Annotated in this window: 14 protein-coding genes and 1 pseudogene; 2 read left to right on the plus strand and 13 right to left on the minus strand. The window is 63.5% G+C overall.

The window, feature by feature from the left end; translation table 11 throughout:
* The first annotated feature begins 8 nt into the window (after positions 1-8).
* On the plus strand, positions 9-1940 hold the full coding sequence (locus IPQ13_10300) for a peptidyl-prolyl cis-trans isomerase (GenBank protein MBL0211284.1): 1932 nt from the start codon (positions 9-11) through the stop codon (positions 1938-1940).
* Between the two features lie 54 nt (positions 1941-1994).
* Here the strand turns inward: IPQ13_10300 and IPQ13_10305 are convergent, their stop codons facing one another.
* From IPQ13_10305 to IPQ13_10365, 13 genes and pseudogenes are all read right to left on the minus strand, one after another.
* Entirely contained in the window at positions 1995-2909 is a 915-nt protein-coding gene (locus tag IPQ13_10305) for an ABC transporter ATP-binding protein (GenBank protein MBL0211285.1), read from the minus strand.
* A gap of 98 nt (positions 2910-3007) precedes the next feature.
* On the minus strand, positions 3008-4558 hold the full coding sequence (locus IPQ13_10310) for a hypothetical protein (protein ID MBL0211286.1): 1551 nt from the start codon (positions 4556-4558) through the stop codon (positions 3008-3010).
* Positions 4559-4658: 100 nt separating this feature from the next.
* Positions 4659-5952, minus strand: a pseudogene (gene serS, locus IPQ13_10315) (serine--tRNA ligase).
* A gap of 34 nt (positions 5953-5986) precedes the next feature.
* Positions 5987-7384, minus strand: a complete 1398-nt coding sequence (locus IPQ13_10320) for a diguanylate cyclase (protein MBL0211287.1) — start codon at positions 7382-7384, stop codon at positions 5987-5989.
* 161 nt (positions 7385-7545) lie between these two features.
* Complete coding sequence (locus IPQ13_10325; GenBank protein ID MBL0211288.1) at positions 7546-8187, minus strand: group 1 truncated hemoglobin; 642 nt, start codon at positions 8185-8187, stop codon at positions 7546-7548.
* Between the two features lie 36 nt (positions 8188-8223).
* Complete coding sequence (locus IPQ13_10330) at positions 8224-8661, minus strand: hypothetical protein (protein MBL0211289.1); 438 nt, start codon at positions 8659-8661, stop codon at positions 8224-8226.
* Positions 8662-8664: 3 nt separating this feature from the next.
* The gene (locus IPQ13_10335) at positions 8665-9147 is read right to left on the minus strand and encodes a dual specificity protein phosphatase family protein (protein ID MBL0211290.1); all 483 of its coding nucleotides are present in this window, start codon (positions 9145-9147) and stop codon (positions 8665-8667) included.
* Positions 9147-9368, minus strand: coding sequence for a hypothetical protein (locus IPQ13_10340; GenBank protein MBL0211291.1), 222 nt, complete (start codon positions 9366-9368; stop codon positions 9147-9149). The genes IPQ13_10335 and IPQ13_10340 overlap by 1 nt, the downstream gene beginning before the upstream one ends.
* Positions 9369-9805: 437 nt before the next feature.
* On the minus strand, positions 9806-10201 hold the full coding sequence (locus IPQ13_10345) for a hypothetical protein (protein ID MBL0211292.1): 396 nt from the start codon (positions 10199-10201) through the stop codon (positions 9806-9808).
* A 40-nt stretch (positions 10202-10241) separates the two neighbouring features.
* Positions 10242-11303: a hypothetical protein gene (locus IPQ13_10350; protein MBL0211293.1), complete on the minus strand. Its 1062-nt coding sequence runs from the start codon at positions 11301-11303 to the stop codon at positions 10242-10244.
* Positions 11300-11803 (minus strand): MerR family transcriptional regulator, encoded by a 504-nt coding sequence (locus IPQ13_10355; protein ID MBL0211294.1) that lies wholly within the window; start codon positions 11801-11803, stop codon positions 11300-11302. Before IPQ13_10355 ends, IPQ13_10350 begins: the two co-directional genes overlap by 4 nt.
* 154 nt (positions 11804-11957) lie before the next feature.
* Positions 11958-12941, minus strand: coding sequence for an asparaginase (locus tag IPQ13_10360; protein MBL0211295.1), 984 nt, complete (start codon positions 12939-12941; stop codon positions 11958-11960).
* A 108-nt stretch (positions 12942-13049) separates the two neighbouring features.
* On the minus strand, positions 13050-15050 hold the full coding sequence (locus tag IPQ13_10365; protein ID MBL0211296.1) for a PAS domain S-box protein: 2001 nt from the start codon (positions 15048-15050) through the stop codon (positions 13050-13052).
* A 148-nt stretch (positions 15051-15198) separates the two neighbouring features.
* Between IPQ13_10365 and IPQ13_10370 the strand changes: the two genes are divergently transcribed.
* Positions 15199-16542 carry an FAD-binding oxidoreductase gene (locus IPQ13_10370; protein ID MBL0211297.1) on the plus strand — a complete coding sequence of 448 codons (1344 nt, stop codon included), beginning with the start codon at positions 15199-15201 and terminating at the stop codon, positions 16540-16542.
* Positions 16543-16556: the final 14 nt, after the last annotated feature.

A 16556-nucleotide genomic window follows, 5' to 3' on the forward strand; every position in this document is an offset into this window, starting at 1 on the left:
GTCCCTTCATGCTCCGCAATTTCCGAAAAGCCTTCCAAGGCAACCAGACGCCCACCGCGATTTTGATGATGCTCACCTTGGTGGGCATGGTGGCCTACCTCGCACCGAGCGGCAATCCCGAGGCCCGGGACAACGTGGTGGCGCGGGCCTACGGCCGGGAGATCCTGAAAGGCGATTGGGACCTCAATACCCTCTACATCCAGCGCGGCATGGGGGAAAAGGCCCGGACGGACGAGGGGCTGGCCTACGCGCAGAGCACGGCCCTCAAGATGCTCATCGACAAGGCCATCAAGGAGGAACAGGCGGAGCGCCATCACGTGGTGGTGACGGACCAGGAAGTCCGCGAGGACCTCATCTCCACGCTCAAGCGCTATGAGTTCTTCAAGAATCCCGACGGCACGCTGCGCCCGCTGCCGGAAATCGACCGCATCCTCCAGGCCAGCCAGACTTCCCTCAAGGAGTTCGAAAAACAGTCCAAGGAGCGGTTAATCCAGCAAAAACTGAACTCCCAGTTGAGCCACGAGATGCCGGTGGATGAAGCCTGGATCAATCTGGAACACCGGGCCCGGAACGAAAAAATCAGCATCGAGGCCGTGAGCCTCCAGCCGGATCCAGCTGCGGTGGCGGATCCGGGCGATGCGAAGCTGGAAAGCTACCTCCAGGAATCCGGACCGCGGTTCCAGCAGGGGCCCCGCCGCCTGATCCAGTTCGTCTCCGTGGACATGGCTTCCTTCGGCAACACCTTGAATCCCGATGAGGCGGCGCTGAAGGCCGCCTATGAATCCAAGAAGGCCGAGTACTCCGAGCTGAAGGCCAGCCACATCCTGTTCAAGGCGAAGACGGACGAGGAATTCGCCGCGGCCACCGAGAAGGCCCAGAAGCTCCGCGAGGAGCTTGCCAAGGGCGCGGATTTCTCGAAGAAGGCCGAAACCCTGAGCGAAGATCCTTCCGCCAAGGACGCCAACGGCAATAAAGGCAACAAGGGCGACCTGGGCTGGTTCAAGTCCGGGCAGATGGTGAAGTCCTTCGAAGACGCCGCCGTGGCGCTGAAGGAAGGCGAATTCAGCCAGCCCGTGCGCACGAATTTCGGCATCCACATCATCCGGCTGGATGGGCGGCGCACCAAGTCCTTCGAGGATGTGAAGGAAACCCTGCGCAGCGAACTCGCGCAGGAGCGGTTCTCAAACCGGGCCAAGGAAAAGCTGGCCCAGTTGCGCAAGCGCACCGGCGAGCGCGGGGACCTGAACGCCGCGGCCCGGGCCCTGGACCTGCAGGTGAAGACCAGCAAACCCTTCCTGAACGAGCCGTCCGCGCAGATCGAGGGCATCGCCTTCGCCGGCATGATGGTGAACGAGGTCTTCAGGCTCAAGGTGGGCGACATTTCCAAGGTGCAGAGCGCGGGCGGCGCTTTCGTGGTCTTCAAGGTGCTCTCGGAACTGCCCAGCTCGGTGCCGCCCCTCAAGGAAATCCGCGCGAAGGTGCTGGATTCCTGGAAATCGGGGGAAGCCAAACGGCTGCTCCTGGAAACCGCCGCCGCGCAGCTCAAGGGTGGGGACCTGAAAGCCCTGGGCGAGGTGAAATCCAGTCCGGACACGACCGTGAGGGCCTACCCGGAAGCCGCGTCCATCGGCATCCGCAAAGAGCTGCTCGCCACGGCCGCCGGCCAGATCAGCGCGCCGGTGTGGGGCAACGACGGCAAGCTCTGGATCGGGAAGGTCACCGCCCGCACCCCGGCTCCGGAAATGAATTTCGCGCAGCGCCGAGCCCTCCTGGACGAACTGCAAAAACAGCTGGTCGCCAAGCAGCTCGACCACGAGGTCCAGTTCCTGGAAACCGAAGGCAGGCTGCGGCCAGGTTTCAGCTCCCTGTGGGGCCGCGTCAACGGCATCTGGATCAATCCCAAGGCGACGCCCGCGGAACAATCAGATCTCGGGGAGTGAGGCTCGAGGCTCGGCCCAAGGCCGCAAGCCTGCAGAACCCCGCCGCCCCGCTCCTCATGCCTGGCGGCCTGGCCAGGGATGGTGGCAACGCTCGTCCGCATCGAGCCCGGGCGCGGTTTTGCATTGGTCCGAGGCTTGCGGGCAGCGGTCCATCAGCAGGCAGCCGCCGGGTTCCAGATCCCGCACCCGCTCCACACCCCATCGCCGCGGATGGGAGGAGGCCTCCAGATCGGGGACCGCTTCCCAGAGGCCGCGCAGGTAGGGATGGCGGAGTTCTGAAAGCAGCGGCTGCGAAGGTCCCCTGACCATCATTTCGCCGCCGTACAGCACCAGGACCTGGTCGCACAGACGGCGCACCGCGGGCAGATCGTGGCTGACGAACAGCATCGCCACGCCTTCGGCCTTGAGTTCCAGCAGCAGCTCCAGCATGTGGCCGGCCAGGGTCGGGTCCAGCGCCGACAGCGGCTCGTCCAGCACCAGGAGGGCTGGCGAGAGCATCAGCGCCCGCGCCAAGGCCAGCCGCTGGGCCAGCCCGCCGGACCATTGGCCTGGTTTCTGGTCCAGCGCGCTTCCGGGGAACCGCACCTTCGCGGCCATTTTTTCCGCCGCCTGGCGCCGGGCCTTGGGATCTCCCCGCCGGTGGATGGCCAGCGGTTCTTCCAGGATTTCAAAGCCGGTCATGTGGGGCGGAAGGCTGGCCAGAGGATCCTGGAACAGCGCCTGGATGCGGGGCCTGCAGGGCCGGCGGGCCTTCTCGGGAATGCCCGACCAGGCTTCGCCCGAAAGCAGCACGCGGCCGGCCGTCGGCTCCAGCAAGCCGAGGATCAGATTCATCAGCGTGGTCTTGCCCGCGCCGCTCTCGCCCACGATGCCCCAGGCTTCGCCGGGCTGGACACCGAATGAGATTCCCCGCAGGTGCCAGCGCTCAGCTCGGTGCAGTGAAAGGTGTTCGACCCTTAAAAGATCCACAGGAATTCCAGCAAGAAAGATGAGGATGCTCTCAGGAGCATAGCCCTGAAAACATCCTCACGATCCATTCCTTCCCTTGATTTGATCCAGACTGCCGATCAGTACAGCAGGTAGTCCATGCCATATCCGAAGTGCACCACGCCGGGTACGGCCTTGTCCGGCTGGCGGGTGATGGTGCCGCTGAGGGCGCTTGCGTTGTAGAAGATGCGCACGTTCGTGGCGGAATCTTCCCAGAAGTAGAGGCGGTCCCCAGCATCTACCATCACGTTCATTGCGTTGAACAGGGGTATCCGCGCGGCGCTGGTTGTATCCGGATCGGCGATGGTGCCCATGAGAGCGGCGGCCCCATTGAAAGCGAAAATGTTGAAACCTGCGGGGGAACCGTTTCGGCTGGCCAAATATATGCGGTCGCTGGCCGGATCCACCCAGATCTTGCGCAGGGAGAGACCCGTGAAGGAAAGGGTGCGGGAAGGGGTTGCGCCCGTGGCCAAGGTGCTGGCGCTGTCGAATCGATAGACTTTGTCCGCCCCAATTCCGCCCTCGGAAGTGTAGAGGCGGTCGTTCACAGGGTCCAGGCAGAGCCAGACGCCCGGCGCATTGAGGAACGCGGTGGGTGTCACATTGCCGTTCAGCGTGCTGGCGGCATTCACCGCGCACACCGTTGCAGATCCAGCGATCCCAGCCACGTACAGGCGATCGTGGGCCGAATCGATGGTGACTCCCTCGAAACTGGTGAGGCCCTGAAGGGTGATGACGCGGTCCGGCGCCACATTCCCCGACACGGTGTCGGCGTTGTGCCAGACCAGGATCTTGGCGGGGTTCGTATTGGCCACGTAGATCATCTTCCGGGTCCGATCCACGGCCAGGTGGTCCACATGCATATTGTTGATCTGGGTGTTGGCTCCCTGGATCAGGCGAGGGGTGGCCACGCCGGGAACATTGAGCAGGTCATCGGTGATGCGGATGGCATTGTCTCCCCAGCTCGCGGAGAAGAACCGCACCTTGGCCAGCGCCCCGACCGTCAGGTTCAACGCTGCCGTATGGGTAAAGGTCCCGTCGGTGCCGCTGAGGACAAGGCTGAGCGGACCCGCCGCGACGCCCATGGGCACCGCGATGGTGAGGATTCCCGAGGAGGCCGAGGCGCCAATGGTCCCGCTGCCAGTGATGTTCTGGGCGTTGGCCTGGATGCCCAGGGTGATGGCCGCGGCGTGGCCGTTGGTGCGGGTGATGTTGATGGTCGCGGGCCCGCTGGCGCCCTCCACCACCGTCCCGGAGGCGGCGGCGAGGCTGAAATCCGGCACTGGCGGGGCGGCCACCGTCAGCGAAGCGGCGCTGCTCAGCACATTGCCCGCGGCGTTGCTGACGCGGACCGTGAACTGGCTGCCGCTGTCGCCGGTGGTGGTGGCGGGGGTCGTGTAGGAAGCACCCGTGGCGTATTGGATGTCGGTGCCGTTCTTGCGCCACTGGTAGGCCAAGGGCGCGTCGCCGGTGGCGGTCACCGAGAAGGTGGCCGTGGCGGGCGCGGTCACTGACTGGTTCTGGGGCTGGGCGCCGATGCTCGGGGGGACTCCCGGCGCGGGGCCGATGCTGCTCGTGGAGCCGCCGCATCCAAGCAGCAGCAAGAGCAAGGCGATGAGGGAATGGCGCATGGTTATCTCCTGGTTCAACCAAGAAAACGTACCAAACGATCCGCCAACGCCATTGGACCGGTTTTGACATTTCCCCATGGACCAGTCGGGGAAAACCCGCTCAGCGGATGCGCTCCGTCCCCAGGTAGGGCACCAGCGCTTTCGGGATCCTCACGCTGCCATCCGCCTGCTGGCCGTTTTCCAGAACCGCCACCCAGGTGCGGCCCACGGCGAGCCCGCTGCCATTCAGCGTGTGCAGGAAGGTGGCCTTCGCCTTCGCATCGGCGGGCTTGTACTTGATGTTGGCGCGCCGGGCCTGGAAGTCGCCGAACCAGCTGCAGGAGCTGATCTCGCGGTAGGTGTCCTGGCTGGGCAGCCAGACTTCGAGATCATAGGTTTTCCGAGACGAAAACCCCATGTCGCCTGTGCAGAGCAGCACGCGGCGGTAGGGCAGTTCCAGCTCTTCCAGGATGGCCTCGGCGTTGCCCGTGAGCCGCTCCAGCTCCGCTTCCGCCTGCTCGGGCGCGGTGAAGCTCACGAGCTCGACCTTGTGGAACTGGTGCTGGCGGATGAGCCCCTTCGTGTCGCGGCCATGGCTGCCCGCTTCGCTGCGGAAGCAGGGCGTCAGCGCGCAGTGGCGCAGCGGCAATTGGTCGAAGGCAAGCACCTCGTCGCGGTAGAGGTTCGTCACCGGCACTTCCGCGGTGGGGATGAGGTAGAGGCTGGATTCACCATGGGGCATCTTGAAGAGATCCGCCTCGAACTTCGGCAATTGTCCCGTCCCGTACAGGCTGTCGGCGTTCACGAGATAGGGCGGGATGACTTCGAGATACCCGCTGGCGGATTGGCGATCGAGCATGAAGGCCGCCAGGGCCCGTTCCAGTTTCGCGCCCCAGCCCATCAGCACGCTGAAGCGCGCGCCGCTCAGTTTCGCGGCGCGGTCCAGGTCGAGGATGCCGAGCTTGGTGCCTAGATCCACGTGGTCCAGGGGGTTCGCGATGTCCGGAAGCTGGCCCCAGCGCTTGATCACAACATTTCCTTCGTCACTCACACCAACCGGAACCGAGGCATCCGGAAGATTCGGGATGGTGGCAATGAAGGCGCGAAACTTGGCCTCAGCCTCTCTTTCAGCCTTTTCGAGGATCTTCAGCTTGTCGCCCATCTTCCCGTCGGGCGGCTTCTGGCACAGATTAGATGGCGCTCCGCGATCTCACCGCCGGCCCCTGCTTGGCAAGCTTGCCTACTTCTTCAGCTGCCTTGTTGCGCGCAGCCTTTAATAGCTCCGCTTCCTGGATCACACGACGCCGTTCGCTTTCAAGGATCTGGAAAGTGGCGTCGTCGAAGGCGGCGCCGCGGTGGGCGAGTCCGCTTTTCACGGCCTCCAGGTCGCGTCGGAGGAGCTGGGGATCAAGCATCTGGAATCCTGGAAAAACTCCAGTTTAGCGACCGTTACGAACTAACCAGCGCTTTTCTGGTGAGTTCGTAACGGACGCTTAGACCGGACAGCGAACGGCTTAGCGGCCTCGCCCGGAAGACCCTAACCGCCTTGCAAGGGCTTCTCCTCTGACCGAAAAAACTTCGAGCAAACTCTTCGAAGGCATCTATTGGAAGTGGCGGGCTGAAGAAATAGCCCTGATAGGCCGGGCACCCGCAACCGGCCAGGAAGTCTCGTTGCTCCGCTGTTTCAACGCCTTCCGCGATCACGCTCATTCCTAGGCTCCCGGCCAGTGTCACAACGGTTCTGGCAATTGCCGCATCGTTTGGGTCGTCAAGGATATCGCGCACGAACGACCGGTCTATCTTCAGTTGATCCACAGGGAGGCGTTTCAGGTACGACAGCGAAGAATAGCCAGTGCCGAAATCATCAATCGAAAACCTGACGCCATTTGCCTTCAATACGAACATTTTTTCGGCGATTTCGTCTACATCATGCACAAGTAGGCTTTCAGTCAGCTCCAGATCTTCCTCCAGGGCTGCCCGGGTCTTCACGGCCACCTCCATGGCCGGATCGAAGAAACGAAACGTATTGCGGCCCGCTGCCTTGGCTTTGTACATGCAAAGATCGGTTTCCTTCATCAGGTCCTCGATCGAAACCAGGGAACCAATGAAGAGGGTTGCGCCGATGCTTGCCGTGCTGCGGTAGGTGACATTGCCGATTCCGTAGCTCTGGCTGAGTGCCGAGAGGATCTTCAAAGCGACCGCCTCGGTATCGGCGGCGGCATTAAGCTCGGTGGCATCCAGGTTCGAAAGCACCACCACGAATTCGTCGCCGCCCAGCCGAGCCACGGTATCGCCCTCGCGCACGCACTTTTTCAGGCGCTTCGCGACCTCTTTCAGCAGCAGATCGCCCATGTAATGGCCGAGCGTGTCATTGAGTGTTTTGAAATCATCCAGATCGATGAACAGGAGGGCGCAATGGCAGCCGCTTCGTCCGCTGGCCGTCATGGCCTGGTTCAAGCGGTCCAGCAGGAGCGTCCGGTTGGGCAGCCCGGTGAGCTGGTCGAAATAGGCCAGCTCCTGGATCCTTCCTTCTGCTTTCTTCCGCTCGGTGATGTCGAAGTGCGTGCCGACATAATGGGTGACAGCCCCATCGTCGCCCCTTACGGCCGAGATCACGAGCCATTTGGGATACGATTCGCCGTTCTTGCGGCGGTCCCAGATTTCTCCCCGCCACCCCCCAGTGCGGTTGATGGTCTGCCACATTTCGCGGTAGAACGCTTCATCGTGATGGCCGGATTTGAGCAGCCGCGGAGTCTGGCCGACCGCTTCTTCGGCCGAATAGCCGGTGCTTTCGGTGAAGGCTTGATTGATCTGCAGGATCACACAGTTGGCATCCGTCACCATCATGCTTTGCTGAGACTCGAAGGCCACGGCCGCGATACGTAGCTGTTCTTCGGCTTGCTTGGGGGTGATGTGCGGCCGTGATCCCACGCCTGGCGTTCCATGCTCGTCATCGGCACGCGCTCAAAATGTGCATCAGGCCGCTTCCACGGCTCTCGAGAACAATGTCATTCGCGAGCTGCCCAGCCTTTCATCATCCGCCAACCGTTGCGACCGGGGTGAAGCTCCGATCCAATCGGTTTTCCGTACAGGGGATGTCGTGCAACGGACAACGTTTGGCCGTTCGTTGACAGCAAGCGGCCCTGGTGAGAAATCGGTGGGTCTCGATCAAGGGAAACGCCTCCTTCCCGCCTTCCATCCACCCAGTAGGTCTCGAAGCCATGGTAGAAAAGGGGCCAAGGACGGTCCTTCACGATCTGCCGCCGGAATACCTCCTCCGTGCCGAGCCATTTTTTGATCTGGACGGCCGATAGGCCTTCGGCTTGCAGGGTCTCATCCATGATTTTTTGGCGGCGGTCGAACTCCTCGTCCGAAATGACCATCCAGTGGTGGGCATTGCGGGGTCGCTGCCCCATGTATTGGCCGCGCTCTCCGGTGAACCGCATGCGCAGGAATCCGAACTGCTTGCCCTTGAGCGTGGCTTTGTCGTGGTCCGCGAAGAACGGAGCCAGGACCCGGTCGACAAAGACGCGGTCGTAGAAGGCGTCGAGGACGCGCCGAAGCGTCGCGTCGCCGCCAATTTCCGCATAGAAGCCAGGGTCGGCGGATCCGTCTTCGATCCTCCGGCGGGGCTGCGCGTCTGGATCCATGGGACCTCCAGGGCAAAAGGGGTGGACCGTTCTCCTTCAAACGAGGGCAGTCACGGGCAGCGGGCGGGGAATCGCTCTCAGGCAGATCACGACTGCCGCCAGGGCGGGCCAAGTCCATGGTCCTGGCAATAGGACCTCCACAATGGCGCCCCCCAAGCAAGCAAGTGAGAGGCAAGCTGTGTGCCCATGCCAAGCCCTCAATCCACGGCGGGGCGACATGGCGAGGAAGGGTGTCGCGATGGCGGCCACCAGGCACATCCCCGCCAGCCAAAGAAGCGTGAGCGGGGCCCGGCCGCTCAGCGCATGGAGCCCCCAGGCGCTGGCGCAGAGGGGAATCGTGGTCCCGACGTAGAACCTGCCAAGGCGGCGGTGGCGCGGGGTGCCCCGTGGGGTCCACCAGGTGCGGAGTCCGAGGAACAGCGCCGAGAAGGCCGAGGCCAGATGGAAGACCAGTAGAACGAGAGTCCATTTCATGGTTCAGCTGTCTCCGAAGGGCAAGCGTTTGATGGCGATGAATTCTTGGAAGGAGGAGATGAAGTCCTCCTGCGCCTTTGTCTGGATATAGCCGTTGTTCAGGCTCCGGACGCGCACGACCGCCCGGCCCGCAGCCTCTCCTCGCCATACGAGGAAGCACGCCAACAGAAGGCCCGTGCGGCCCATGCCGGCGCGGCAGTGGACCAGGACAGGCTGTCCCGAGTCGAGCCGGTCGGCGATCCACGCGCAGACTTCGGCGGCCTTCCTGGGCTGGGGGATGCCCATATCCGGAACGGGAAAATGGAGTCCGGTGAAATCTTCGGCTTCCAGAGGGAGGGCGAGGGGTTCTTCGGTCATGGAGACAAGGTGGCGGACTCCCTGCTGCCGGAGGTAATCCAGGTCGAGCTCGATGGCTTGAAGGAGGCCTGGTTGCGAAGCCCCGGCGAGCTGGCCGGGCAATACCCAATGGAAGCTCCTGGAGATCATCAACCGCCCCATTTTAAAAATTCTTTTACACGTGGATGGACTGGAGACCGGAAGAATTCATGACGTTCCGCCTGCAGCACATTCCGGCCATCTTCCAGGAATAGCGCGGTATCGCAGACCCGTTCCGCGAACGCGATGTTGTGGGTCACCAGCACAATGACGGTCTTCGGTTTGAGCCCAAGGATTTCTTGGGCCAGATTCTCAAGGGATGTATTTGGCACTCCTCCCTCGGGCTCATCCAATAGCAGCATGGGAGTGGGCATTCGGAGGGAATTCCGCAACAGGGCGGTCCAGGCCGTGGCGCAGGTTCCGGCGGATCCACCGGCGCCACCGCTCGCCCCGAATTACACTCTGGGGGGAGGGGCGAGGCGCAAGGTGGCGGTCCCGACGATTCCCGGCATCGCCCCTCGGATCTCCGCCGCTGGGGAACGAAAATGGCGTGCAAAGGGACGTCTTCCGCCTCCAGGCGCACATCCCAGTCGTGAGCGGCTGTGAGCCTTCCGGCCAAGGCCCTGAGCAGGGTGCTCTTGCCGCTCCCGCCCTTCCCCAGCACGGCGAGGACCCCGCGGGCCGGAAGCGCCACGCGATCGAGGCGCAGCACTTCACGGCCCTCAAACCGGACCCGCAGGGAATGGATGATGCCCATGGGGCTTCGATCTCAGACTTTGGTGTTCGCCGTGATCTCACGGCACTTCATGAGCACGAGGCCGAGGTTCACATCCTGGCGTGTGACGACGATGAGCACGATGGTGGGTTGCTGCTTCAGACGACCGAAGAAGTGCCAGAGGTTGGTGCTGGCGACGATGATTTCCTGGAAATAATGCTCCGCTGTCGTCACGCCCCGGATCTGCTTGAACATGTTCTCGATATTCATGACGTTGTCGCCTTGGAACAGGTCATGCGTAGCCGAGGCGACCATGTCCAGGACCGCTTGGGGGTGGCTATCCACGGTCTTCACGGCCAAGAGCATGCCGGAATCCATATCCACCAGGCCCGCGGCTACGGCCTTGGGAACTTCACTGATGCTCGCCTTGATCGCTGCTTCGGCATTCATGGTCTTGCTCCAAAAGAGGGCTCGGATCGCCGGGCCCGGATTAAACCTGGCTATGCAGTTCTTCCCCCATGAGGGACTGGAGCAAGGCGGTCCAGAGCCTCACAGGGATGCCGTGGGGTTGGCGGATCAGTTGGTCCAGGTCCGTGTCCCGACCGCGCAGCGGTTTGATGGCTTCCGTCCATTCCCGCGCGGGCGGCTCGTCCGGGAGCAGGCCACGCAGCGAATTGATGGCTTTCCTGGCCAATTCTTTGTCATGCTCCAGCAATTCCTCGCGTTGGTTGATGAGGGTGATCAGCTCCGCGAAGGCGGCGAGGTCGGCGAGGGTTTGCACCCCCAAGAGTTGCTGTTCCCGCCCGGAGGCGATGCCTGCCGCAAGGAGCTTTTGCTGCAAGGCGCGGATCTGCCGGCGGTCCCGGGCGCGCAGCAAAGGGTAGGCATCGCGTCCGACAAGCACAGCCAGGGCAGTGGATCCACCGAGGATCATCCGCTTGAGTTCAGCACCGCCGATTTCATGCGGCAGGGTGCTTTTCCCGAGGATTGACCGGACTGATTCCCGGAATTTCGCGAAAGCGAGCCTGACTTGGAGCGAATTTGCGAGTTCCGTCTGGTAGGTGAGCAGAGGTTTCGCGCCCTGGATCCCGCAGGCCACATGTTCCAGGGCGACCAGGGCCTTTCGCGCCCCGCGGAGCGAGCTATGGCAGGCATCAAGGAGATCCCACCGGTCCTTCTTCATGGCCGAATTCAGCAACGCCGTCTTCATGGAGAGATGGAATCCCGCCATTTCCAATAGATCCGAAAGCCGTACCGCATCGCCTTCCTGGGCGACCAGCGCATCGACCTGGAATGAAAAATCGTGCTCCTTCCGCTCATGGTGGTCAACCTCATCCGCTGCTGGGCGGCCGGGATCAGCTGGGCCTCCCAAATGCAATTGCTGCAGAAGCAGGCTGGACCGGTGAAGCAGATCCAGGGTCCGCGGTCCCAGTTCGGAATAGATGAGCTCATCCACCCCATTTTCAAAAACACGCAGGTCCACAGCGCTCGTTTCGTGGCAAATGGCGCGCAGCGAATCCAGCCAAACCGTGGAGCCTGAGCCGAGGGTCATGTATCGGACCGGTTGGCCTTTGGATCGGCGCCTTTTGTTGGGCCCAGTTCCCCTCCGAGGCAGATGCACCTGCGCTGGCCTGCGATCGCTTCCTGGGATGCCATATCAGTGCGCAAAGGGCACATTGTCCCGTCGCAAGGGGCGCACTGCTCCAGCAGGCCAACGATCTTGGTTTCGACCAGGACCAGGGAGCCGATCATTTCCCTGACCCGTTTCAGCTTTTCCTCGAGGAGATCCTGCAAATCCTTGCAAGAATCCGGTTCCCCCGAGTTCGCCTTCAATATGGTTTGGATCTCATCAAGGCTGAAGCCCATGCTCTGCGCTGTTTTAAGGGCGCGGATGGATTGGAGGGACTCTGGCGAATAGACTCGGTGGCCCTTCAATGTGCGGCCAACCGGAAGAATCAAGCCTTTCCGCTCGTAAAAACGGATGGCCTGATCGCTGATGCCGCAGAGCCGTGACACTTCTGCCATTCGAAGCGCTGAACGACTGCTCGGCATGAGCCTCCCTTATTACTGAGTGTGGAGATTGAATCTCCCCCTGTACCTAGCTACAGATGCAAGTGAATTTTTTGCACTCAGCTAGCCAAGCAAGCTTTCTCGCCGATCCATCGAAAACGGCGAAGCCACTGTCATTAGAAAAGTATAATTCCGATCAAACGGGTTCGCCCGCCCATGAGGTCGCGAAGGAACTACGGACTTCATCAAGCCCGCTGCCCGCGCCCAGCAGCAAGCCCAGCTTGGCCAGCGCCGCCCAGCGGGTGTGCTTGCCGGCGCTGATGCCGCCCTCGGCTCCCAGGGCCCGGCCCAGGGCGTAGGCCTCCAGGTCCACGGAGCCCGAGGCGCACTGGGTGGTGGCCACCACCGGCAGGCCGCGCTCGCGGCAGCGGCGCAGCAACCCCAGCAGATCCGCCCGTTCCATGGGCAGGTTGCCCGCGCCGTAGGTCTCGATGAGGACGCCCCGGGCGCCTTCGCCCGGCAGCTCCCAATGCATGCCGGGAAAGGGCCGGTAGACGGCGATGTCGCTGGCGAAGGCGGAGCCGTAGGCGCTCGGCATGCGCCGCTCGAATTTCCCCGCCTGGGGATGGATCGCCAGGTCCATGCCGATCTCGGCGAGCGGCGCCAGGTTCGGGCTGTCGAAGGCTTCGTAGCGGTGCACGCTCAGCTTGTCCGTGGCCACGCCCCGCAGCCACCGGGTGCCGAAGACGATGCCCACTTCGTTGACGCCCCGGGTGGCGAGATCCACCGCGTCCACCAGGTTCTCTCGCGCATCGCTGCGCACATAGGACAAGGGCCTTTGGGAGCCCGTGATCACCACGGGCTTGCCCAGGTCCGCCAGCAGGAAGCCCAGCAGCGACGCCGTGAAGGCCATCGTGTCCGTGCCATGGATCAGCACCACGCCATCGAAGGCCGCGGCGCGGCTGCGGATGTGCGCGGCCAGATCGAGGATCTGGCCCGGTTCCATGGATGCCGAGTCGCAATTGAAGGGCACTTCCACCTGCAGCTCCGCCAGGTCCCGGAGTTCCGGAACCCGCTCCAGCACATGGTCCAGGTAGGGTCCAGGCGCCAGTGAAGAAGGGTCGCCGCTGGGCGCCATGCCCAAGGTGCCGCCGGTATGCAGAAGAAGCAAGCGCGCCATCGTGATGGATCCTCATGCCGGCCTGCGGCCGGGGTCTCCTGTGATTCTAGGCAGTAAACCCGACGACGTCGCGGCCACGCCTTATTTTGAAACAGGCTCTAAAAGCCGTCACCCCACCACGTCCCGCAGTTTTGCAACCAGTTCCTTGATGGTGTAGGGCTTCTGCAGGAAGGGCCGGTTGCCAGTGGCGTCCGGGCCCTGGGAATCGCCTTCGTAGCCGGAACTGAAGATCACCGGCACTTCCGGCGCGATGCGCGCCATCTCCTCGAGCGCGGCTTCTCCGCCCATCACGGGCATGACGAAATCGAGCAGCACCGCGCGGAGTTCCGGAGCGTGCCGGCGGAAGGCTTCGATGCCCTCCTGCCCGTCGCTGGCCTCCACCACCTCGAAGCCTACCCGTTTCAGGGCCGCGGCGGCCATGGTGCGGATCGGCTCCTCATCGTCCACCACCAACACCAGGCCCGATCCGCGCCAGCCGTCCGGCAGGGCTGAAGCCTCGTCTGCCACCGCCACCGGCGCGCCGAGGGCGGGCAAGAGGACGCGGAAGGTGGTGCCCTTCCCCGGCAGGCTGTAGATCCAGATGCCGCCCTTGTGGCCGCGCACGATGCCCTGGATGGCCGCGAGGCCCAGGCCCCTGCCCGTGGCCTTGGTGGTGAAGAAGGGCTCGAAGATGTGGGCCTTGGTGGATTCATCCATGCCCTTGCCGCTGTCGGCCACATCCAGGAAGAGGTGGGGGCCTGGCTGGAGTTCCTGCCCGGCGTAGGCGCCCGCGATGTCATCCTCCTCCAGCTGCTGGAAGCCGGTGCTCACGGTGATGATGCCGCTGCCGTCGGCCATGGATTCCCCGGCGTTGGTGACCAGGTTCAGGATCACCTGCTGCAACTGGGCCCGGTCCGCGTTGATTCCCGGCAGATCCTGGCCCAGCTCGTAGCGCAGCGTGATGAGTTTCGGGAGGGCGGATTCCACCAGCGTCGCGATGCCCTTCACGGCGGTATTGAGATCCGTGGGCTCCACCACGAACCGGCCGCGCCCCGAGTAGGCGAGCATCTGGCGGGTGAGGTCCGAGGCCCGGTGGCAGGTGTCCACGACGGTCGTGGCGCAGGCCTGGAGCAGGCTTTTCTGCGGAGCCTCCTCCACGATGATGCTGGCGTTGCCGAGGATGACGGTGAGCAGATTGTTGAAATCGTGGGCGATGCCCCCCGCCATCAAGCCGAGGCTCTCCAGTTTCTGGGCCTCCAGGATCTGCCGCTCCATCCGCAGGCGGTCCTCCGCGGCCACCACGCGGTCCGTGATGTCGAAAGCCGTTCCGAGCCCGTAGACCTGGCCTCCGAGCTTCACCGCCCGGGCGATGAAATCCGTGTAGATCGTCGTCTGCCCGTCCTTGTGGAGCAGCTTCAGGGTGTAGCGGTCTGGCACCGCCTCGCCGCGGCGCCGGGCCTCGCCGCGCTGCCGCACTAGTTCCTGTTCGTCGGGATGCACCGGCGTCCAGATGGGCTGCCCCAGCAGTTCCTCGGCCCCGTAGCCCGTGATGGCTTCCATGCCCGGATTGATGTAATGGAACACATCCGTGTAAAGGAACACGCCGCAATTGATGTTGTCGGACAGGGTGCGGAATTTTTCCTCGCTGTCCTTCAGGGACTGGGCCACGGCACGGGCCTGGCTGATGTCCCGCACGATGGCCTGGATGTAGAGCGGATGCCCGGCGCTGCCCTCGATGGGCGTGCCGTTGAGCTGGATCCAGATTTCGCTGCCGTCCGGGCGCGGCACCCGAGCCTCCAGGGCGCAGGAGAGCCGCCCGCCGTTCAAGAGGTCCGCGCAATCGGATTTGCAGCGCGCCTGGTCCTCTGGATGCAGGCATTCGTAGACGGGTTTTCCCAGCAGCCCGGATTCCGCCTGGCCGAGCAGCCCGCAGAGCTCCGCAGGAACCTGCAGCCAGCGGCCCTCGAGATCCACTTGCGCGATGAGGAGCCCTGCGACATCCGCCACCCGCGCCAGGGTGGCCGCGGCCTGGTCACGCTCGAGGCCGCGCCGCCGGGCGGTCCAGGAGGACCAGAGCGCGGCCGCCGAGGCCAGTCCCACCACGATCCATGGGAGTGAATAAGCGGGCATTCCGAAGGGGGTCATAGGCAGGATCTAGATTGCCCAGTGTAGACCTTGGGGGCCCCCGCGAAATAACCAATGCGCTTCCGGCCTTTTATTCCGGTCCGTTGGGTGCCGGCCCACCCATGCAACGGCCGAGCGGGCATCATGGAAAACGATGTCTGCCTTCCCGGTATTCCGGCTGCCCCATGCCGAGGTCCTCGATCAATCCGAGAGCCTGGAGCCCTACCGCTCCGATGAATCCCACGTGGCGGGGGCGCTGCCCTTGGCTGTGGTGAAACCGAGGAGCCGGGAGGATCTCCGCGAACTCGTCCGCCTCGCCAAGGCAGAAAGCTTCGCCCTGGTCCCCCGGGGCGCAGGCACCGGCAAGGCTGGGGGCTGCGTGCCCGCGGGCCGCGCGGTGGTGGTGGACATGGGTTTATGGCCAGGGAAGATCCAGGTCTCGAACCAGAATCTGACCCTCTCCGCCCCGGCGAGCGCGTGGCTGCGGGACGTGAAATCGGCGGCGGAGGAAGCGAATCTCTTCTATCCGCCGGATCCCAATTCATGGCCCCTCTGCGCCTTCGGCGGGAGCCTGGCCACCAACGCCGGCGGGCCCAATGCCTGCAAGTACGGCATGACCCGGAACTGGGTCCTCGCGGTGGATGCCCTCATGGCCGACGGCGAAATCCACAGTTTCGGCATCGGCAGCGTGAAGGCCAATGCGGGGCCGAACCTCGCCCAGCTGCTCGTCGGCAGCGAAGGCATCTTTGGAATGATCACGGGCGCCACGGTGCGGCTCATTCCAAGGCCCGCGGAATTCCTGACGCTGCTGCTGCCGGTAACGGATTTCCACGATTTATTGGAACTGCCGGGAAGCCTTTGTGCGGCAGGATTCCTGCCGTCGGCCTTCGAGTTTTTCGACCCGGCGGTGCTGGATGAACTGCGGGAGGGCGGACCCGAAGAAGCGCGCCGCCTGCCTGGCCAGGCCCTTGCGATCCTGGAATTCGATGACCGGGGCTGCACATCGGAAGCCTTCATCTCCTCGCTCACCGATGCGCTGGGGCCGGCCTCGGAGCACCTGCAGCTTGCTTCTGATGCGCGGCAGCGGGAGCAGATCTGGAACATCCGGCGGCTGACCTCGGCCTTCCTGAAGGAACGCCATCCGAAAAAAATCAGCGAGGATATCGTGGTGCCCCGCAACCGTATCCCTGCGTTTTTCGATGGCCTCGAAAAACTGGGAATCCCCGCCGTGACCTACGGCCACCTGGGCGATGGGAATCTCCACGTGAACCTGCTGGCGGCGGGTGAAACAGAACCGGCGGAACTGGAACGGCAGTTGATGGAACTCTTCAAACTCGCTGTCGGGTTGGGCGGCGCGCTGAGCGGCGAACACGGCATCGGCCTGGCGAAGCGGGACGCTTTCCTGGCCCTGGGCGACCCGGTCCAGATCGAGCTGCTGCGCGGCCTGAAGCGCGCCTGGGACCCGGAGGGGATTTTCAATCCGGGGAAGGTGGTCTAGCTGAAGTTGAGGAG

Source organism: Holophagaceae bacterium (assembly GCA_016720465.1).
Classification (GTDB): Bacteria; Acidobacteriota; Holophagae; order Holophagales; family Holophagaceae; genus JANXPB01.